The sequence below is a fragment of the Rhodococcus wratislaviensis genome (genome assembly GCF_900455735.1).
Taxonomy (GTDB): domain Bacteria; phylum Actinomycetota; class Actinomycetes; order Mycobacteriales; family Mycobacteriaceae; genus Rhodococcus_F; species Rhodococcus_F wratislaviensis.
In genome coordinates, this window is sequence record NZ_UAUI01000001.1 from 1,122,221 (window position 1) to 1,140,609 (window position 18,389).

Consider the following 18,389-nt stretch of genomic DNA (forward strand, 5'->3'; position numbering starts at 1 on the left):
GTCAGCTCACCGCAACCTTGTGTCCGTTGGTGGAGGCGCTGACGGCGGTGTCGCGGTACAGCCGGAGTTCCTGCCGCGCGATGGCGCGCTTGTGGACCTCGTCGGGACCGTCCGCCAGGCGCAGCGTGCGCAGGTGCGCCCAGGCCATGGCGAGGGGGAAGTCGTCGGTGACGCCGGCCCCACCGTGCACCTGAATCGCCCGATCCACAATCTTCAACGCAATATTCGGAGCCGCCACCTTGATCGCCGCGATCTCCGTCCGCGCCTCCTTGTTGCCCACCGTATCCATCAGATACGCCGCCTTCAGCGTCAACAACCGGATCATCTCGATCTCGATCCGCGCCTCCGCAATCCAATCCTGAATATTCGCATTCTCACTGACCGGCTTGCCGAACGTCACCCGCGACGACGCCCGACGACACATCAACTCCAACGCACGCTCCGCCATCCCGATCGCCCGCATGCAGTGGTGAATCCGCCCCGGACCCAACCGCGCCTGCGAAATCGCGAAACCCTCCCCCTCCCCCTTCAGCACATCCGCCACCGGCACCCGCACATCCGCGAAATCGATCTCCGCATGCCCCTCACGATCCTGATACCCGAACACCGGCAACCCCCGCATCACCGTCACCCCCGGCGCATCGATCGGCACCACCATCATCGACTGCTGCCGATGCGGCGCCGCCGACGGATCCGTCTTCCCCATCACGATCAACACCCGGCAATTACGATGCAACGCATTCGACGCGAACCACTTCCGGCCGTTGAGCACATACTCCTCACCGTCCCGGACCATCGACAACTCCACATTCGTCGCATCCGAACTCGCCACCGCCGGCTCCGTCATCGCGAACGCCGACGCCATCGTCCCCTCCAGCAACGGCCTCAGATACTTCTCCTTGTGCTCGGCCGTACCGAACAACTCGAGCACCTCCATGTTGCCCGTATCCGGCGCATTGCAATTACACGCCTCCGACGCAATATGACTGCGCCCCATGATCTCCGCCAACGGCGCATACTCGAGATTCGTCAACCCCGCACCCGTCCCCGGATGCGGATGGAACAAATTCCACAACCCCCGACGCCGCGCCTCCGCCTTCAACTCCTCCAACACCGGCGGCTGGAAATGCGGATCACCCGACTCCCGCATCTGCTCCTCGTACACCGCCTCCGCCGGATACACATGCGAATCCATGAACTCCAGCAGATCGGTCTGCAACTGCTGGGCGCGATCCGAGATGTCAAACAGGGACATGGGAACTCCTGACGGGTAGTGAGGGAAACGTGGGTGTGCGCTTGTCGAGGTGACTCTGTACGCCCTCGACGAGATCGGCCCCGCGGAACGCCTGCAACATCAGGCCTTCCGCCCGGGCCACGGACTCGGCGTAGGTGCCGTCCGCATCGTTCTGTATTTGGTCCTTGATGACGGCCATCGACGTCGGGGAGCAGTGCGTCGACAACTGCTCCGCATAGGCGACCGCGGCGTCGACGACCGAACCGTCCGGCGCGAGGTGGTCGACGAGTCCGATGCGCAGTGCCTCCTCGGCGTCCACCACGCGGCTCGACAGCAGCAGGTCGGTGGCCCGGCTGCGTCCCACGAGCCGGGGCAGCAGCCAGGAGATGCCGTATTCGGCGATCAGCCCCCGCTTGGCGAAGGCGGTCGTGAACCGGGCGGACGCGGAGGCGAACCGGACGTCGCAGTAGAGGGCCTCCACCATTCCGAGCCCGGCGGCGACCCCGTTGATCGCCCCGATCAGCGGCTTGCGCAGCGTCGCGGGAAGGTCGCGGGGGCGCGGCCGGAGGAGGTCCGCTTCGGAGACGTCACCGACGGCCTGCAGGCGTCCGAGGTCGGCGCCGGCGCAGAACCCGCGCCCGGCTCCGGTCACGACGATCGCGCGTACGCCGGGGTCGTCCTCGGCGTCGCTCAGCAGCGTGAAGTACCGGTCCTCGAGGTCGTCGGTCCAGGCGTTCAGCTTGTCCGGCCGGTTGAAAGTCAGCACCAGGACCGGTCCGCGCCGCTCGGCGAGGACCAGGTCCGCGTGCACGGGTGTCACGCGTGCTCCAGCAGCGAACTCTGGTAGCGGCGCATCCCGCGCAGCCAGCGGTCGTAGTCGGACCCCTTCTGCCGGTACATGGCGAGGACGCTCTCGTGGGGCAGGATCAGGAACGTCTCCCGGTCCACGGCGTCGAGCACGATGTCGGCGACCTGCTCCGGCTGCAGCACGTCGCCTGCCGAGACGACGGCCCGGGTGGCAGCGACACCGAGTGGATCACCCGAGTTCTCGCCGGAGCGCATCAACTTCGTCTCGACTCCCATCGGGCAGAGGCAGCTGACCCGGACTCCGTTGTCCCCGTAGGTGACCGACAGCCACTCGGAGAACGCGACGGCCGCATGCTTGGTGACCGCGTAGGTGGCCGAGCCGATCTGGGTGAGGAGCCCGGCCGCGGACGCGGTCGACACGAAGTACCCCTCGCCCCGCTCGACCCACTTCGGCACGAGTTGCCGGGCGGCGCGGACGTGGGCGCGGACGTTGACGTCGATCGCGAGATCCCAGCCGGCGTCGTCGGCGTCGAGACCGGGTGCTCCCGCGATGCCGGCGTTGGCGAAGTAGAGATCGACCGGGCCGAACTCGGTCTCGGCGCGGTCGATGATGCGCCGGATCTGGTCGGTGTCCGCGACATCGGCGCCTTCGGCGAGGGCAGTTCCGGGGTGGCGTGCGTTGATTCCGTCCGCAACCGCGGCGGCTGCGTTCGGGTCGAGATCGGCGACCAGCACCTTGGCACCCTGGTCGGCGAGACGGTCTGCGATCGCCCCGCCGATACCGCCTCCACCGCCGGTCACGATGGCGACCTTCTGTGCAACCTTCACGAGGTGTCCTCTCCTTCGCCGTGCGTTGTGACTCGCGTCTCTCTTTTGTATAGTTGAATCCGTCGTCAAGTTCAAGTGTTGGAGTTCGACGAACACCTCGAAGTTCGATGCAGCCAACGTGACACATCCAGGCCCTGCACCACCCGGAATTGAGGGAGACAGATGACCGACACCACCGCACTGCCCGTTCGCCCCGCGAGCTTCGACGAGCTCACGGCGTTGATCGGCAAGGAGCTGGGCCCCACCGACTGGCACGACGTCACCCAGGAACGCGTCAACGCCTTCGCCGATGCGACCGGCGACCACCAGTGGATCCATATCGATCCCGAGCGCGCCGCCGCCAGCCCACTCGGCGGCACCATCGCGCACGGGTTGTACAGCCTGTCCCTCGGACCGGCACTGTCGTCGACCCTGCTGCGGTTCGACGGGTTCGCCCACAGCCTGAACTACGGCTACAACAAGGTCCGTTTCCCCGCGCCGGTGCCGGTGGGTTCACGCATCCGGATGCGTGCCACCGTGCAGTCCGCGGAACAGGTCGGAGGCGGCATCCAGGTGACCATGAGCCAGGTCGTCGAGCGCGAGGGCTCCGACAAGCCGGTGGTCGTGTCCGAATCCGTCGCCCGCGTCGTCGAGGCCGGATAACCGCCCGTGCCGTCGAGGCCGAAAATCCTGTACCGCGTCGGAGGTTGACGACATGGCAAATGTGATCGATCCGGTGTCCCGCCACGCGGACGCCACTCCCGACAACATCGCATTGCGGGGCGCGGAGAGCACCCTGACGTACGGGCAGTTGCGCGACGCGAGCACCCGGTATGCGGGGGCACTCACCGAAGCGGGCCTGTCCCCCGGCGACAGAATCCTCCTGGCCGCACCCTCCGTGCCCGAGTTCGTGGTGGCGTATCTGGGAATTCAGGCGGCGGGGTGCGTCGTGGTCCCGGTGAACACGATGTCCACCCGGCCCGAGACCGAATACGTCCTCGCCGACGCCGGCGCCGCGCTCGCCATCGTGTGGCACGAGCTCGGGCCGGCGATCGGCGACGCCGCGTCAGGGTTGGGCATCCCCGTCTGGGCGCTCGCACCCGACGCCGCGGCATCGGACGCCGAGCCGGTCCCCGTCGCCGCGCGGGACCGCGACGACACCGCCGCGATCCTCTACACGTCCGGCACCACCGGGCGGCCGAAGGGCGCGGAACTGACGGTCGGGAACCTACTGTCCGGCGGTGAGATCGGCGCCGAATGCAGTCGCGGTTCGAGTGACGACCGGACGGGCACCGGGCTTCCGCTGTTCCACGTCTTCGGTCAGGCCTCGGTCATGATGGCGACGTTCACGGGCGGTGGGTCGTTGTCGCTGCTGGCGAGGTTCGACCCGGCCGCGATGCTCGCACTCCTGCGACGCGACCGGCTCACGATCATGGCCGGCGTGCCGACGATGTGGAACGCGATGCTACACGCCGCGGACGGCGCCGACTCGCAGGACTTCACGCAGCTCCGCATCGCCATCTCCGGAGGCGCATCGTTGCCGGGTGAAGTGGCCCGCGAGTTCGAGTCCCGCTTCGGGTGCACCATCCTCGAGGGATACGGGCTCACCGAGACCACCGCATTCGGGACGTTCAACGACATCGACCGCGGCGGCAAGATCGGCTACACCGGGCGCGCGGTGCCACGGCTGGAGGTCCAGGTGCGGGACCACGACAACGTCGCCTGCCCTCCCGGCACCGTCGGCGAGGTGTTCGTGAAGGGGGCGACCGTGATGAAGGGCTACTGGAACCGACCGTCCGACACCGCGGCCGTCCTGGACCCGGACGGGTGGCTGCGTACCGGGGATCTGGGCGAGATCGACGCGGACGGGGACCTCCGCATCGTCGATCGGGTGAAGGACCTCATCATCCGCGGCGGCTACAACGTGTACCCGAGTGAAGTCGAGGAGGTGCTGTACACACACCCCGACATCCTCGAGGCCGCCGTCGTGGGTGTTCCCGACGATCACTACGGCGAGGAGGTGGCCGCTGTGGTGGCCACCGTCCCCGGTTCCGGTCTGGACGGCGGCGAGCTGACCAGCTGGGCGCGGGAACGACTGTCCGCATACAAGATTCCCCGGATCGTCGCGATCGTCGACTCCCTCCCGAAGGGGTCGACGGGAAAGATCCTCAAGCGGTCGATCGACCGGACAGCACTGAAGAACGACGCACTGACCGCAGAAGTACCCGAAAGGTGAACACCGTGACATCCGTGAACAGGCAGGTCCGACTGGCGAAGCGCCCGGTCGGCCGACCCGACGACTCCACCTGGGAGATCACGTCGGAACCGATCCCCGAACCCGCGGACGGCGAATTCACCGTGAAGGTGAACTACGTGTCCCTCGATCCCGCGATGCGCGGATGGCTCGACGACGTGAAGTCGTACGTGCCGCCGGTGGCGATCGGTGAGGTGATGCGCACCCACGCCGTCGGCCGGGTGGTGGCGTCGAAGAACGCGAAGTTCCCGGAGGGACAGCTCGTCTCCGGGCAGTTCGGCGTGCAGGAGTTCGCGATCTCCGACGGCCGCGGCGCTCTCGCCGTGGACGAGTCGCTCGCCCCGGCGCCGACGTGGCTGGGCGCGCTCGGGTTCCCCGGAATGACCGCCTACTTCGGCCTGACGGACGTCGGCAAGCTGGAGAAGGGCGACACCGTGCTCATCTCGGGAGCGGCGGGGGCGGTCGGGAGCATCGCCGGCCAGATCGCCAAGCTGAAGGGCGCCACGGTGATCGGCATCGCCGGCGGTCCCGAGAAGTGCGCGTGGCTGACCGAGGATCTGGGGTTCGACGCGGCGATCGACTACAAGGCGGGATCGGTCGGTAAGGCCCTGCGCGCCGCCGCACCGGACGGAATCGACATCTACTTCGACAACGTCGGCGGCGAGATCCTCGACGCCGCACTCGGCCGGCTCCGCAAGAACGCCCGGGTCGCGCTGTGCGGCGCGATCTCCGGATACAACGCCACCGACCCGCAGCCCGGCCCGTCCCGGTACCTGTCGCTACTGGTCAACCGGGCGTCGATGACCGGGTTCATCGTGTTCGACTACCTCGACCGGTTCCCCGAGGGCATGGAGGCGATGTCGGAGTGGATCCGCGCCGGTGAGATCGTGACCCGCGAACAGGTCGAGACCGGGGGCGTCGAAGCCTTCGGCCGCACACTCAATCTGCTGTTCGACGGCGCCAACACCGGAAAACTCGTGCTGGAGATCGGCAACCACTGACAGCACGCCCGGAGGGCTCGATGCGGCCGTCACCGTACTACGGTGGCGGCCGTACCCGTGCGACGACGAGATGACGAGGTAGGCCATGCGCGCGATCACCATTTCACGCTTCGGCGAGGTTGACGTCCTGGAGACGGCAGACCTCCCTGTCCCCGATCCGGGGCCCGGCCAGGTGAGTATCGACGTCTCGCACGCCGCGGTCGGGTTGGCGGACATCCTCATGCGTCGTGGTGAGTTCGGCGGGGCACCACCGATCGTGCCGGGCCTCGAGGTGGCGGGAACGGTGCGGGAAGTCGGTGCCGGAGTGCATCATCTGCGGGTCGGCCAGCCCGTGGTGACGCTCTCTCGCCCCACCGCGGGCGGCTACGCGGAGGTGTCGGTGGCCGATGCGGCCATCACGATCCCGCTCGATGCCGTCGACCCTCGCCTCGATGCCGCCGAGGCGGTGGCGGTGGTCCCGAACACCACCACGGCGCTGCTGTCACTGGAACTCGTGGGCAATGTCGGTCCGGGAAGCCAGGTGCTGATCCACGGCGCCGCAGGGGCCCTCTCGGGCATCACCGCACAGGTGGCCCGTCATCTCGGCGCCGCGCAGGTGCTGGGCACGGTTCGGTCGTCCCGGCGTGCGGCGGAGGCCGAGCGGTACGGATACGACCTCGTGGTGTCGAGCAACGGATTTCGCAGCGCGCTGTCGGACGCGGGCATCGATTCGGTGGACATCGTGGTGGACCCGGTCGGCGGCCGGTTGCGTGCCGAGAGCCTCGAGGTGCTCGCACCGCTGGGCCGGCTTCTCGCCGTGGGCAATGCGAGTGGAGAGGACGACGTGCGGATCGGTGCCAACGAGTTGTGGCTCGCCAACCGCGCCGTCCTGGGTTTCAACGTCGGCGGACTGCTGATGCAGGATCCGACCGCCGCCGAGGCCGCCGCGCGCCGCGCGATCGAATGGGCGGCCGCGGGCACGGTGAACATGCCGCACACCACGCTGCCGCTGGCGCAGGCCGCCGAGGCGCACCGCCTGCTCGAATCCGGGGACTGCGAGGGCCGGATCGTGCTGACGGTGCCGAACTGACAGCTGTGGGGTGGCTGGATCCCAGCCACCCCACGCCGCCCCGTGGAGTCGGCTAGTAGAACTGGGCGCCGGGAACGGCGGTGGGATCGTTCCGGACTTCGGCGGTGTTGGTCTCGCGGAGTTTCCACGCGCAGAGGAACGTGACCAGTCCCATCAGCGCGACGAAGACGGCGACGAACGTGGTGGTTCCGGTCTTGGCGATCAGCGCCGTCATGATGAACGGCGTGCCGCCGCTGACCGTGATCGCCGCCAGCTGGTACGCGAGCGACGCGGCCGAGTACCGGACGTTGGGAGCGAACAGTTCACCCATGTACGCGGCGATCGGGCCATAGGTCATCGACTGGAAGACGCTGCCGACCGTGACGGCGATGAAGAACAGCAGCAGGTTCCGGGTGTTGATCAGCCAGAAGTACGGGAACGCCCACACGATGATCATCGCCGCGCCGATCAGGATCATCGGCCTGCGCCCGATCTTGTCGGACATGTGCCCGGACCACAGCACGACACCGACCGTGAGCGCGGCGCTGAGCAGCGAGATCGCGAGCAGGTCGTTCCGCTTCATACCCAGTTCCGCGGTGCCGTAGCTGAGCACGCCGGCAATGGAGATGTAGAACAGGGAGTTGGTGGCCGCCAGCAGGCCGCAGCCGAGCAGGATCTTGCGCCAGTGCTCCTGGATCGCCTGAGTCAGCGGTGCGCGGACGACGGTCTTGTTCTTCTTCTGCGCCTCCTCCTGCAGGTCCCGGAATTCGGGGGTATCCTCGACCTTGGTCTGGATGTACAGCACGACCGGGAACAGGAGTGCGCTCGCGAAGAACGGGATCCGCCAGCCCCAGTCGAGGAACGCCTCGTTCGAGATCGCCGCGGTGGCGCCGAGGAACACGAGGTTGCCGAGCAGGACGCCGAAGGAGACGCCCATCTGGCCGAAGGTCCCGGAGAATCCCCTGCGCTTCGGGCTCGCCGATTCGGTCAGCAGGAGGACGATCCCACCCCATTGACCACCGCACGCGAGGCCCTGGACGAACCGCAGGGTCACCAGCAGGATCGGGGCCGCGACGCCGATGGTCGCGGCGCCCGGAAGGCAGCCGATGAGGAACGTCGCCAGTCCCATGAACAGCAGGCAGGTGACGACGGCCGGCTTGCGGCCGTACTTGTCACCGAAGTGACCGGCGACGAGGCCGCCGAGTGGGCGTGCGACGAAGCCCGCCCAGAAGGTGCTGAACGAGAGCAGGGTGCCCATCAACGCCGACGAGTCGGGGAAGAAGACGTGCGGAAAGACCAGTGCCGCAGCGGTTCCGTACAGGAAGAAGTCGTACCACTCGATCGAACTGCCGACGAGTCCCGCCGCAAGCAGTTTCCGATGCGCACGCGTGCGCGAGACGGCTGTGTCGCCGGCTGCGTCCTTACTCGGCTGCACCGCGGATGTAGTCATCCGATCACTCCTCGAGATAGGTCTTCGTATGGGTGTGGGAATGAGATTTTTCAGAACATGACGCCAACTTCAAGTCAGTGAGCGCTTGCTTAGTGTGTTTGAATAGCTGTGTGATGTCAATCACTCGAGGGGATTGATCTTGCCGAATCCCGCCGGTGCGGACGAAGCTCGAAACGGCGGAGAGGACCACCGATGACCGAACTGCGAGACGACGTGTCCGCGGCCGAGGAGCCGAGCCCTGGTCCGCCGACATCCGAGGAACGCCTGCTCCGCGCGGCGACGACACTGTTCTCCGACAAGGGTTTCGAAGCCACCCGCACGAGGGACATCTCCACCATGGCCGGGATGAGCCCCTCCGCGATGTACGTGCACTTCCCCTCCAAGGAGGATCTGCTGTTCCAGCTCGTCCGCCGGTCGAACGAGCGAGCGCTCGAGCTGGTGCTGAACGCCGTGGCGCCGTTCACCGACCCCATCGACCGCGTCCGGGCACTGGTCCGCGAATTCAGCATCATGCACGCCCGGAACTTCCGGCGCGCGCGCATCGCCCAGTACGAGAGCAGGCATCTCGCCCCCGACCACCGCGAGGTGGTCGCCGAGACCCGGCTCCAGATCCGGGTCGCGGCGATCCGAGAGGTGCAGAACGGGATCGATCAGGGGGTGTTCCTGATCCCCGACCCCCGCGTCGCGGTCCTGGCGATCATGTCGCTCGCGGTGGACATCTGCCGGTGGTACAGCCCCGACGGCGAATTCACACCGGAAGAGCTGGGCGACATCAACGCCGACCTCGTTCTGCGCATCCTCCACGCACCCGGCTACTGACAGCTCCTCACACGCGGTCGGGGACGCGCAGCGCGTTCGTCCACATCCGCGCGAGTCCGGCGGTCAACTGCTCGAACGTGAGCGATCGCCGCTCGCTCGGCGGTCCGACGAAATAGCTGTAGGCCATCCTTCCGACCATGGCGGACAACGCCTTCGACGTCAGCATCGGATCGAGCGACGCGTCGGCGAGACCGCGGTCCTGCAGATCGGCGATCGCCCGCGCGTTGCGGCGGTAGAACGTCTCGTCCCGCGAGCGTTCGAGTTCACGGAAGGCGGGGTCGACGTGCGCGACCTGCTCGAGCAGGGCCAGCAGTCGCGCATTCCGGCGGCACGCGTGCAGGTAGGCCCGAATGCTCGCCTCCACGACCGCGTGCACGTCGCCTTCGTCCGCGACCCGTCCCATGCCGGGATGCAGCAGATCGTTCTGCGTGACCTCGACGACCGCCGCGAACACCTCCTCCTTGTTCGTGAAGTAGGTGTAGAACGATCCGGTCGAGAGTCCGGCCTCCTTGCTGATGTCGACGAGACGGGCGTCGAGGTACCCCTCGCGCTCGAACACCACCCGGGCCGCGGCGACGAGACGATCGCGGGTGCGGACGCCCCGGGCCGTGACCGGCGGCGTGGGTGCGATTCGCGGGCGCGACATGTCAGTAGGTGTCGACGTTCTCGAAGTATCGCCGAGGCACCTCGACGAGCATCTCGGTGATCATCTTCTCGGTGACACCCCGCTCGCGGACGTACGGCAGCACGTCGTTCTCGATGTGCAGGTAGTGCCACTGCGGGAGTGCGGCCATCAGGTTGGGGTCGATCCAGTCGATGTAACAGGAGGCGTCCTGAGACAGGACCATCTGCCCCGCGAATCCCCGGCGGCACATCTCGACGAGCGTGTCGGCGCGGGCCTCGAACGTCGTCTCGAGATTGATCCCGAACCGGTCCATCCCGAGGACGAAGCCCGCCTCGGCAAGGCTGGTCAGATGCTCGACATCGGTGCTGTCTCCGCTGTGCCCGAGCACGATCCGGTCCGGCCGCACCCCCTCCTCGTCGCACATCACGCGTCTGACGTGCAATCCGGCCTCGCTGCCGGGGTGGGTGTGCACGGTGATGGGCACGCCGGTGCGGCGATGCGCCTTCGCGACGGCCCGCATCACCCGCTCGACACCGGGCGTGAGCCCCTGGTGGTCGATCGCGCACTTGAGCAGTCCCGCGCGGACCCCGGTGTCGGCGATCCCCACTTCGATGTCCTTCATGAACATGTCCACCATCGGGTCGGGGACCTCGGCCCCCACGATCGCATCCAGCGCCGGACCGCGGTAGTGGAAGAAGAACGGCACGTCGTCGTAGGTGTACAGCCCGGTTGCCGCAACGATATTCAGCTCGGGAAGCTGTTCGGCGACCCGCTGGATGCGCGGAATGTACCGGCCGAGGCCGACGACGGTGGGGTCGACGATGGTCCGGACGCCCTGCCCCGCGAGCGCGCGCAGCTTGGTGACGGCGTCGGCGACCCGCTCGTCCTCGCTCCCCCACTCGTCCGGGTAGTTCTGCTGCACGTCGGGCGTCAGCACGAACACGTGCTCGTGCATGTACGTGCGTCCGAGTTCGGCGCTGTCGATCGGTCCGCGGACCGTGTTGATCTGGCTCATGCAGACTCGCCCTCTCCGGGTGTGACCGTCGTCATACTCCCGAGCTCAGCGTAGAGCTAACTTGAACCTGACGTCAATATTTAATTTGGAGCGAATACCCCGCGGGCGAGGCGAAATCCCACGTCGTCGATGCGACAGGTCGGGTGACTGCGACGCCGCACGGACGCACGACAACTCCAGTGCTCGTCGAACCATCCACCGCCGCGCAGTACCCGGTACGTGCCGTACACCTCGGGGTCGTACAGATCCCAGCACCACTCCCACACATTGCCCAGGGTGTCGTGCAGACCCCATGCGTTCGGCTGCTTGCCGCCCACGTCTCGCGACCGGCCGTCGGAGTTGCCGCGATACCACGCGATCGCGTCGAGCGGGCCGTACCGCGGACCCGTGGTGCCCGCCCGGCAGGCGCGCTCCCATTCGGCCTCGGCCGGAAGCCGGTACCCGTCAGCTGCGGTGTCCCACATGACGTCGTCGCCGGCCACGCGATAGGCGGCGGTAAGCCCGGCGCGCTCGGACAGGGTGTTGCAGAACAAGATCGCGTCCCGCCACGACACTCCGTCGACAGGCAGGCGCGCCCCCCGAGTCGTGCCCGGCCACTCGCCGGTGATCTCGGCGTACTCTCCCTGCGTCACCGGGTGGACGGCGACCTCGAAGGCACCCAGATCGACGCTCCAGCTGCGGGTGGTTCGCCGGTCCGACAGCGTCACCTGCCCGGCGGGGACGGCGATCATGGAAGCGCTATCCACCGCCGGCAGCAGCCTGGATCGGCGCCATGTCGAAGTAGTCGCGCCAGGTGGTGATCTTGCCGTCCGTGATCTCGAAGACCCCGACGACGGGCAGTTCGACGACGTTGCCGTTCAGCGTGAACACGTCGATCCGCTCGTTCATCACCACACCGCTCGACTCCTCGGCGTTGGGGCTCTGCCCGCCGTCGGTGACCTGCCGGTGAACCCGGAAGTCGATGCCGCCGAAAGCCGCGGTGAACCCTGCGACGAATTCGCGTATCGCGTCCCGCCCGATGACAGGTTCCATCGGAATATTGTGGTAGACGGCGTCTTCCGCGAAGTACTCCGCGATCTTCGCCGGATCGGGTTCGATCCACTCGGCGCAGAATTGGGTGACCAGTTGATCCGGGGTCATCGGTTCTCCCTTTCGATCGCGGACGGTTCGATGATGGCCATGACGGACTGGATCGCCCCGGCCGGGATGTCGAAGTGTTCCGTGATCCGGACGGACGTCACCTCGGTGGGCGTGGCCCCGAGGTCGAGCACGAACCTGGCCACCACATTGTCGCCCCACTCGTGGAAGGAGAGTTCGCGCACGGCCTGGATGGCCTGATACTGCAGGCCGTTCTCGAGTTCGTCCCGGATGAAGGCCCCCGATTCGCCCGTATGCTGCCCGTTCTCCACCCGCCATGCGTTGTCCGCGAGACGGACCTTGGTGGCGTCGTGGCTGACCAGCGCATCGATGTAGGCCCTGGCCATCGCGACCCGGCCACTGTCGGCCGTGTCGGTGGCGTGTGTCGCGATCGCGGCGAGCAGGGGCCGGGCCAGCTCCGGCCGGCAGATCAGGAGGTCGGGCAGGTACGGGTGAGACTCGTTGTAGTCCAACGGGGTTCCGTCGATCCGCGAGCAGTGCAGGCCCGCTGCCGCGGCGACGCCGACGGGTGCGGCCGAGTCCCATTCCCACTGCCCGCCCGCATGGATGTAGGCGTCCACGTCTCCACGGAGCACGGCCATCGCCTTCGCTCCGGCCGAACCCATGGTGGTGACCTCGGCGCCGATCTCCGTCGCGACGGCGTCGACGAACACGGGGGGCCTGCTGGCGGACACGACGATCCGTGGTCGTGCCGGGAGTTGCTCGGCATGCACGGCGTGACTGTCGTCGTCACTGGCATACACGGCGCCCAGCGCCGGTTGCGCGACTGCTGCCGCCGTGATGCCGCGACCGCGTTCCCACAGCGCGACGTGCACGGCCCAGTCCGAGTGCCCGGGCAGTCCGTACTCCTTGGAACCGTCGAGCGGGTCGATGATCCACACCCGCGAACGCTCCAGCCGCGACCGGTCGTCGGCCGACTCCTCGGAGAGGATCGCGTCGTCGGGTCGCTCCGCCGAGAGCTTGCCGAGAATGAAGGCGTCGGCGGCGACGTCGCCGCGCCTGCCCAGTTCACGACCGTCCGCCGATCCGAGTCCCGCGGTGCGGATGTCCAGCAGCAGGGCACCGGCACCGGAGGCGATGTCGGCCGCGAGTCGTGCGTCAGTGATCACGTCTCAACAATTCCATAATTCTCTCGGCTTGTTCGGTCGGCGTGCCGTCCCCGGGCCGGAGGACGAGTTCGGCGTTCTCCGGGGCCTCGTACGGGTCGTCGACCCCGGTGAATCCGGTGATCTCCCCCGCGCGGGCCTTCGCGTACATGCCCTTGGGGTCCCGCGCCTCGCACTGCTCCACCGGCGTGTCGACGAACACCTCGACGAAGTCGAGCCCGGCAGCCCGATGCTGCTCCCGGACCAGGTCCCGGTCGGCGCGGTACGGGCTGATCAGCGACGCGATCGCGACCACCCCGGAGTCGGCGAGCAGTTGCGCCACGGCGCCGACGCGACGCACGTTCTCGGCGCGGTCCTCCGCACTGAAACCGAGGTCGGCGTTGAGACCGTGACGCAGGTTGTCGCCGTCGAGACGGTAGGCAGGCACCCCGGCCGCGACGAGGCGCCGCTCGAGTTCCACCGCCACCGTCGACTTCCCCGACGCCGACAGTCCGGTCAGCCACACCGTGCGACCCCGGGTCGCCCGCTCCTCCCGCGAGACGGCCGCGGCGTGCCACACCACCTTGGACCGGGACAGCGTCGGCCCGGTGATCATGCCCGCGGCGACGGTGTTCCGGGTCGACTCGTCGACGAGGATGAAACTGCCCGTCACGTGGTTGCGGCGGTACGGGTCGAACATCAGCGGCTGCGACGTCCTCAACTGGATACGGCCGATCTCGTTGAGCGAGAGCGACTGTGCGGACTCGTCGCGGTGCAGGGTGTTCACGTCGAGGCGGTAGTCGAGCCGCACGACGGACGCCCTGGTTGCGCGGGTGGTGTGCAGCAGCGTGTACCGCGCATCCGGCGTCAGCGACGACTGTTCGCTGAACCAGCAGACCATCGCGTCGAGTTCCTGCCCGACCAGCGGACGGTTGTTGGGGCGGCACAGCACGTCTCCGCGGCTCACGTCCAGCTGGTCGGCGAGCTGCACGCACACCGCCGACGGTGCGAACGCCTCGTCGAGGCGGGTTCCGCCGGGACCCCAGATGGCGCTGACGGTGGAGGTGAATCCGGATGGCAGTGCCACCACCTCGTCGCCCGGCTTGAACACCCCGCTGGCGACCGTGCCTGCGTACCCACGGAAATCGTGCAGCGCGGAATCGGTCCGGCGCTGCGGCCGGACCACATACTGCACCGGGAACCGCGCGTCGATGAGGTTGCGGTCGGAGGCCACGTGCACCTGCTCGAGATAGTGCAGCAGCGACCCTCCCTCGTACCAGGGCATGTTGACGGTGCGTTGCGCGATGTTGTCGCCGCGCAGTGCCGACACCGGGATGAACGTGAGGTCGTGGACCTCCAGCTTGATCGCGAACTGCCGGAACTCCTCCTTGATCTCCTCGAACCGGTCCTCGGACCACCCGACGAGATCCATCTTGTTGACGCACAGCACGAGGTGCGGGATTCCGAGGAGGCTGGCGATGAAGGCGTGGCGGCGCGTCTGCTCGAGGATCCCCTTGCGGGCGTCGACGAGGATCAGGGCCAGGTCGGCGGTCGACGCGCCGGTCACCATGTTCCGGGTGTACTGCTCGTGTCCGGGGGTGTCCGCGATGATGAACTTGCGGTGCGGTGTGGCGAAGTAGCGGTGCGCGACGTCGATGGTGATGCCCTGCTCGCGTTCGGCGCGCAGACCGTCGGTGAGCAGTGCCAGGTCGGCGTGCTCGTCGCCCCGTTCGCGGCTGGTGCGTTCGACCGCCTCGAGCTGATCCTCGAAGATCGCCTTGGAGTCGTACAGCAGCCGGCCGATGAGGGTGGACTTGCCGTCGTCGACGCTGCCTGCGGTCGCGACCCGGAGTAGCTGCGGCATCAGAAGTACCCTTCCTTCTTGCGGTCTTCCATGCCGGCCTCGGAGATCCGGTCGTCTGCCCGGGTGGCCCCGCGCTCGGTCAGCCTGCTCGCGGCGACCTCGGTGACCACCGCCTCGGCGGTGGTTGCCGACGACTCGACGCAGCCCGTGCACGTGGCGTCGCCGACGGTCCGGAATCGGACGAGGGCCTCGTACGGCTCGTCACCGGGAAGCAGGGTGAGGAACCGGGTGTGCGCCAACAGCATTCCGTCGCGGGGCACGACCTCCCTGCGGTGCGCGTAATACAGGGGCGGTAGTTCGATCTTCTCCCCGCTGATGTACTGCCAGATGTCGAGTTCGGTCCAGTTGGACAGCGGGAACACCCGGATGTGCTCCCCCTTGCGGTGCCTGCCGTTGTAGAGGCTCCACAACTCCGGGCGTTGCGCCCGCGGATCCCACTGCCCGAACTCGTCGCGGAAGCTGAACACCCGTTCCTTCGCGCGGGCCTTCTCCTCGTCGCGGCGGGCGCCGCCGAAGATGGCGTCGAAACCGTTGTCCCGGATCCCACGCAGCAGCGCAGTGGTCTGGAGCCGGTTGCGGCTGGCCCGCGGACCCGTCTCCTCGCTGACGCGGCCTGCGTCGATGTCGTCCTGCACGCTGGACACCACCATGCGCAGGTCGAGGCGTTCGACGGTCCGGTCGCGGAACTCGATGACCTCGTCGAAGTTGTGACCGGTGTCGACGTGCATGACGGCGAACGGGAGAGGCGCGGGCCAGAATGCCTTGGCGGCCACGTGGAGCATCACCACCGAGTCCTTGCCGCCGGAGAACAGCAGAACCGGACGCTCGAACGTGGCGGCCACTTCTCGGAAGATGTGCACGGCTTCGGCTTCGAGCGCGCCGAGGTGGGACAACTCGTACACGGGCGGTGCGGTCATGGGCGACTCCTCGTCGCGAGTGCCTTACCGGCCACTGGTCCATATTTGGACCAGCCCGGTCGAAAAAGAATGCACCTCCGAGAATAGAACGTGTTTCAGATAGCGGTCAATGCCCGACCGTCACCGCGGCCGGCGGCCGCCCACCTCCGTCGTGATCGCGTCCGCGGCCGCGGCGAGAGCCTTGCCCCGCCGGGCGATGTCGGACGGCGCGAGTTCGGCGCCCACATAGAGCGTCAGGACCATGGCCTGATGCCCCTCGGCGTCGTACGTCGGCGCGGCGATGAGACTGACGGGGTGCGGCGCGGCGGGGTCCGCGTGTTCGGCGTCCAGGTACACCCGCTCCCCCAGGCTGGACACCATCTCACCGAGCACGTCGCGCAACTCCGGCGGCAGGTCGTGCGCGGCGACCCCGGCCATGAGCGTGTGCAGGCGCTGACCGACCGGAGTGAGCGTCTCCACGAGATACCCGGTGCGGGAGCACTCGTCCACCACGGTGCGCAACCGGTCGCGGTCGAGGCGCACCGGCAGGGTCGGCTCCCGCCGCAACCACGACTGCAGCGCGTCGTCGCCGTCCCACAGCACGTACATCAGGCCGACGGGCGGCGCGAACGGGTACATCTCCCCCACCTTGGCGGCCGCTCGCACGCCCGGCGGACTGGTCAGCTCCAGGACGGCGATGCGGTCGCCGACCACCGCCGACGCCGTGCACGTGGTCCGGAACTCCTCGCTGAGCACGGCGAGATGCCTGCGCGCCACCGGCCCGGCCGCGAATCCTTGCTGTGCCGCGCGGCCGGCCGCGATGAGTGCGGGCCCGAGGCCGTAGGTCTTCGTGGCGGGATCCCGGACGAGGTAGCCGCCGCGGGCCAGTTCGGTGAGGATTCCCAGACAGGTGGGCTTGCTGATGTCGAGTTGCCGGGCCAGCTCCGACAGCCCGAAGCGGTGCTCCTTGCGCGCCACCAGGAAGTCGAGCACCTGCACCACACGTTCGGTGGGCGGCGACCGCCGGCCCTGCGCCCTGTCCGGCGTCTCGTCCTCGTGTCCCATTGACCACTCCTTAGAACACGTTCTATTGTCGGTTCATCAACGTTCTACCACGCAGGTACATATTTGTACCACCCCCATCGTGAGGAGCACGGTGTGCTGACCGACCCATTCGCCGACGCCATGGCCGAGGCCGAGAAACTGATCGAGAGCGCCCCCCACATCCGCACCGAACAGGATCTGCTGGAGGGCTACCAATACCTCGCCGGCGGCATTCTCGCCACGACGCACGCGGCCTGGGCCACCGAACGGTCGCACCCGACGTTCATCTCGGGCACCGGCCCGTACATGAAGATGGGTCTCGACAACCCCGACACCCTGTACTTCGGCGCGCGGATCGACGACGACGGCGAATACGTGGTCACCGGGCGGCGCGGCACCACCGCGGACCTGAGCTTCCAGGTGCTGAGCGGAAACTACACGGCCGCACACGTTCCCGGCAGCGTCACCGCGTTCGACGACCGGGAGATCGACATCGCCCCCGACGGCTCGTTCGAGGTGCGTTTCGGCCCCGACGACAGCGCCGGCAGGCGCAACTACTTCACCCTCGCACCGGGTTCGTCGCAACTGGTGGTCCGAGAGGTCTACAGCGACTGGAGCCAGCAGCGCGGCACCATCCGCATCGCCAGGGCGGATGCGACGGGTACGGCTCCGGGCCCGCTCACGCGGGAAGCCGTCGAGAAGCGTTACGCCCGTGCGGGCAGAGCCCTGGTCTCCCGGGTCAAGACCTGGCTGCAGTTCCCGGAGTGGTTCTACCTGAACCTGCCGGTGAACACGATGACCGAACCGCGGCTGACACCGGGCGGCCTCGCCACGCAGTACTCGTCCGTCGGGCACTACGAACTCGCCGACGACGAGGCCATCATCATCACCGTCCCGAAAGCCGATGTGCCCTACCAGGGTTTTCAGCTGGGCAGCATGTGGTATATCTCCCTCGACTACGTCAACCACCAGACCTCGCTGAATGTCGCGCAGTCCCAGGTGGATCCCGACGACCACATCAGGCTCGTCGTCAGCGAGCGCAATCCCGGCGTCGCCAACTGGATCGCCACCGTCGGGCACCTCCGCGGGTACCTGCAATTCCGCTGGCAGCGCGTCTCCCGCGAACTGACGCCGGACGACGGTCCCCGCATCGAGGTCGTGAAGTTCGACGAGATCCACCGGACGCTGCCGCACTACGACTCCAACAAGATCTCGCCCGAGGACTTCGCCGAACGCATCGCCGCACGCCAGGCCGCGGTCGCAGACCGGATGCTGGGGTGAC

At 67.8% G+C, this 18,389-nt stretch carries 18 protein-coding genes; 6 read left to right on the forward strand and 12 right to left on the reverse strand.

Going from position 1 to position 18,389, the window contains the following annotated elements; all coding sequences use genetic code 11:
* Position 1: 1 nt before the first annotated feature.
* From DTA22_RS05140 to DTA22_RS05150, 3 genes are read right to left on the reverse strand one after another with little or no spacing between them, the layout of a single operon-like run.
* On the reverse strand, positions 2-1,255 hold the full coding sequence (locus DTA22_RS05140; protein ID WP_112298657.1) for an acyl-CoA dehydrogenase family protein: 1,254 nt from the start codon (positions 1,253-1,255) through the stop codon (positions 2-4).
* Positions 1,242-2,054, reverse strand: a complete 813-nt coding sequence (locus DTA22_RS05145) for an enoyl-CoA hydratase-related protein (protein ID WP_112298658.1) — start codon at positions 2,052-2,054, stop codon at positions 1,242-1,244. The genes DTA22_RS05140 and DTA22_RS05145 overlap by 14 nt, the downstream gene beginning before the upstream one ends.
* On the reverse strand, positions 2,051-2,869 hold the full coding sequence (locus tag DTA22_RS05150) for an SDR family oxidoreductase (RefSeq protein WP_112298659.1): 819 nt from the start codon (positions 2,867-2,869) through the stop codon (positions 2,051-2,053). The genes DTA22_RS05145 and DTA22_RS05150 overlap by 4 nt, the downstream gene beginning before the upstream one ends.
* 162 nt (positions 2,870-3,031) lie before the next feature.
* Between DTA22_RS05150 and DTA22_RS05155 the strand changes: the two genes are divergently transcribed.
* The 4 genes from DTA22_RS05155 (at position 3,032) to DTA22_RS05170 (ending at position 7,172) form a co-directional block, all read left to right on the forward strand.
* Positions 3,032-3,511: a MaoC family dehydratase gene (locus DTA22_RS05155; protein ID WP_037238816.1), complete on the forward strand. Its 480-nt coding sequence runs from the start codon at positions 3,032-3,034 to the stop codon at positions 3,509-3,511.
* 52 nt (positions 3,512-3,563) lie between these two features.
* Positions 3,564-5,084 (forward strand): AMP-binding protein, encoded by a 1,521-nt coding sequence (locus tag DTA22_RS05160; protein WP_112298660.1) that lies wholly within the window; start codon positions 3,564-3,566, stop codon positions 5,082-5,084.
* A 5-nt stretch (positions 5,085-5,089) separates the two neighbouring features.
* Positions 5,090-6,103, forward strand: a complete 1,014-nt coding sequence (locus tag DTA22_RS05165; RefSeq protein ID WP_112298885.1) for an NADP-dependent oxidoreductase — start codon at positions 5,090-5,092, stop codon at positions 6,101-6,103.
* 85 nt (positions 6,104-6,188) lie between these two features.
* Positions 6,189-7,172: a quinone oxidoreductase family protein gene (locus DTA22_RS05170; protein ID WP_112298661.1), complete on the forward strand. Its 984-nt coding sequence runs from the start codon at positions 6,189-6,191 to the stop codon at positions 7,170-7,172.
* 52 nt (positions 7,173-7,224) lie between these two features.
* Here the strand turns inward: DTA22_RS05170 and DTA22_RS05175 are convergent, their stop codons facing one another.
* Positions 7,225-8,601 carry an MFS transporter gene (locus DTA22_RS05175; protein ID WP_112298662.1) on the reverse strand — a complete coding sequence of 459 codons (1,377 nt, stop codon included), beginning with the start codon at positions 8,599-8,601 and terminating at the stop codon, positions 7,225-7,227.
* 192 nt (positions 8,602-8,793) lie between these two features.
* On the opposite strand from DTA22_RS05175, the gene DTA22_RS05180 reads away from it, so the two are divergent.
* A complete protein-coding gene (locus DTA22_RS05180; RefSeq protein ID WP_112298663.1) occupies positions 8,794-9,420 on the forward strand; it encodes a TetR/AcrR family transcriptional regulator in 627 nt (208 codons plus the stop codon).
* Between the two features lie 7 nt (positions 9,421-9,427).
* On the opposite strand, the gene DTA22_RS05185 is transcribed toward DTA22_RS05180, so the two are convergent.
* From DTA22_RS05185 to DTA22_RS05220, 8 genes are all read right to left on the reverse strand, one after another.
* The gene (locus tag DTA22_RS05185) at positions 9,428-10,066 is read right to left on the reverse strand and encodes a TetR/AcrR family transcriptional regulator (RefSeq protein WP_009474203.1); all 639 of its coding nucleotides are present in this window, start codon (positions 10,064-10,066) and stop codon (positions 9,428-9,430) included.
* A 1-nt stretch (position 10,067) separates the two neighbouring features.
* Positions 10,068-11,060, reverse strand: coding sequence for a phosphotriesterase family protein (locus tag DTA22_RS05190; protein ID WP_112298664.1), 993 nt, complete (start codon positions 11,058-11,060; stop codon positions 10,068-10,070).
* An 80-nt stretch (positions 11,061-11,140) separates the two neighbouring features.
* Positions 11,141-11,791: a formylglycine-generating enzyme family protein gene (locus DTA22_RS05195; protein ID WP_112298665.1), complete on the reverse strand. Its 651-nt coding sequence runs from the start codon at positions 11,789-11,791 to the stop codon at positions 11,141-11,143.
* Positions 11,792-11,798: 7 nt separating this feature from the next.
* The gene (locus DTA22_RS05200; RefSeq protein WP_037238795.1) at positions 11,799-12,200 is read right to left on the reverse strand and encodes a nuclear transport factor 2 family protein; all 402 of its coding nucleotides are present in this window, start codon (positions 12,198-12,200) and stop codon (positions 11,799-11,801) included.
* On the reverse strand, positions 12,197-13,327 hold the full coding sequence (locus tag DTA22_RS05205; RefSeq protein ID WP_037238792.1) for a 3'(2'),5'-bisphosphate nucleotidase CysQ: 1,131 nt from the start codon (positions 13,325-13,327) through the stop codon (positions 12,197-12,199). The genes DTA22_RS05200 and DTA22_RS05205 overlap by 4 nt, the downstream gene beginning before the upstream one ends.
* The gene (cysC, locus tag DTA22_RS05210) at positions 13,317-15,167 is read right to left on the reverse strand and encodes an adenylyl-sulfate kinase (RefSeq protein ID WP_037238789.1); all 1,851 of its coding nucleotides are present in this window, start codon (positions 15,165-15,167) and stop codon (positions 13,317-13,319) included. The genes DTA22_RS05205 and cysC overlap by 11 nt, the downstream gene beginning before the upstream one ends.
* Positions 15,167-16,084, reverse strand: coding sequence for a sulfate adenylyltransferase subunit CysD (cysD, locus tag DTA22_RS05215; protein ID WP_037238785.1), 918 nt, complete (start codon positions 16,082-16,084; stop codon positions 15,167-15,169). The genes cysC and cysD overlap by 1 nt, the downstream gene beginning before the upstream one ends.
* Before the next feature lie 120 nt (positions 16,085-16,204).
* Positions 16,205-17,128 carry a helix-turn-helix domain-containing protein gene (locus DTA22_RS05220; protein ID WP_037238782.1) on the reverse strand — a complete coding sequence of 308 codons (924 nt, stop codon included), beginning with the start codon at positions 17,126-17,128 and terminating at the stop codon, positions 16,205-16,207.
* A 93-nt stretch (positions 17,129-17,221) separates the two neighbouring features.
* On the opposite strand from DTA22_RS05220, the gene DTA22_RS05225 reads away from it, so the two are divergent.
* Positions 17,222-18,388: a hypothetical protein gene (locus tag DTA22_RS05225; protein WP_112298666.1), complete on the forward strand. Its 1,167-nt coding sequence runs from the start codon at positions 17,222-17,224 to the stop codon at positions 18,386-18,388.
* Position 18,389: the final 1 nt, after the last annotated feature.

What these genes read in the sequence shown, in the direction of transcription:
- DTA22_RS05220 (WP_037238782.1), bottom strand. Translation starts at nt 17,128, where the DNA reads ATGGGACACGAGGACGAGACGCCGGACAGGGCGCAGGGCCGGCGGTCG.
- DTA22_RS05160 (WP_112298660.1), top strand. Translation starts at nt 3,564, where the DNA reads ATGGCAAATGTGATCGATCCGGTGTCCCGCCACGCGGACGCCACTCCC.
- DTA22_RS05195 (WP_112298665.1), bottom strand. Translation starts at nt 11,791, where the DNA reads ATGATCGCCGTCCCCGCCGGGCAGGTGACGCTGTCGGACCGGCGAACC.
- cysD (WP_037238785.1), bottom strand. Translation starts at nt 16,084, where the DNA reads ATGACCGCACCGCCCGTGTACGAGTTGTCCCACCTCGGCGCGCTCGAA.
- DTA22_RS05175 (WP_112298662.1), bottom strand. Translation starts at nt 8,601, where the DNA reads ATGACTACATCCGCGGTGCAGCCGAGTAAGGACGCAGCCGGCGACACA.
- DTA22_RS05170 (WP_112298661.1), top strand. Translation starts at nt 6,189, where the DNA reads ATGCGCGCGATCACCATTTCACGCTTCGGCGAGGTTGACGTCCTGGAG.
- DTA22_RS05200 (WP_037238795.1), bottom strand. Translation starts at nt 12,200, where the DNA reads ATGACCCCGGATCAACTGGTCACCCAATTCTGCGCCGAGTGGATCGAA.
- DTA22_RS05190 (WP_112298664.1), bottom strand. Translation starts at nt 11,060, where the DNA reads ATGAGCCAGATCAACACGGTCCGCGGACCGATCGACAGCGCCGAACTC.
- DTA22_RS05155 (WP_037238816.1), top strand. Translation starts at nt 3,032, where the DNA reads ATGACCGACACCACCGCACTGCCCGTTCGCCCCGCGAGCTTCGACGAG.
- DTA22_RS05185 (WP_009474203.1), bottom strand. Translation starts at nt 10,066, where the DNA reads ATGTCGCGCCCGCGAATCGCACCCACGCCGCCGGTCACGGCCCGGGGC.
- cysC (WP_037238789.1), bottom strand. Translation starts at nt 15,167, where the DNA reads ATGCCGCAGCTACTCCGGGTCGCGACCGCAGGCAGCGTCGACGACGGC.
- DTA22_RS05180 (WP_112298663.1), top strand. Translation starts at nt 8,794, where the DNA reads ATGACCGAACTGCGAGACGACGTGTCCGCGGCCGAGGAGCCGAGCCCT.
- DTA22_RS05140 (WP_112298657.1), bottom strand. Translation starts at nt 1,255, where the DNA reads ATGTCCCTGTTTGACATCTCGGATCGCGCCCAGCAGTTGCAGACCGAT.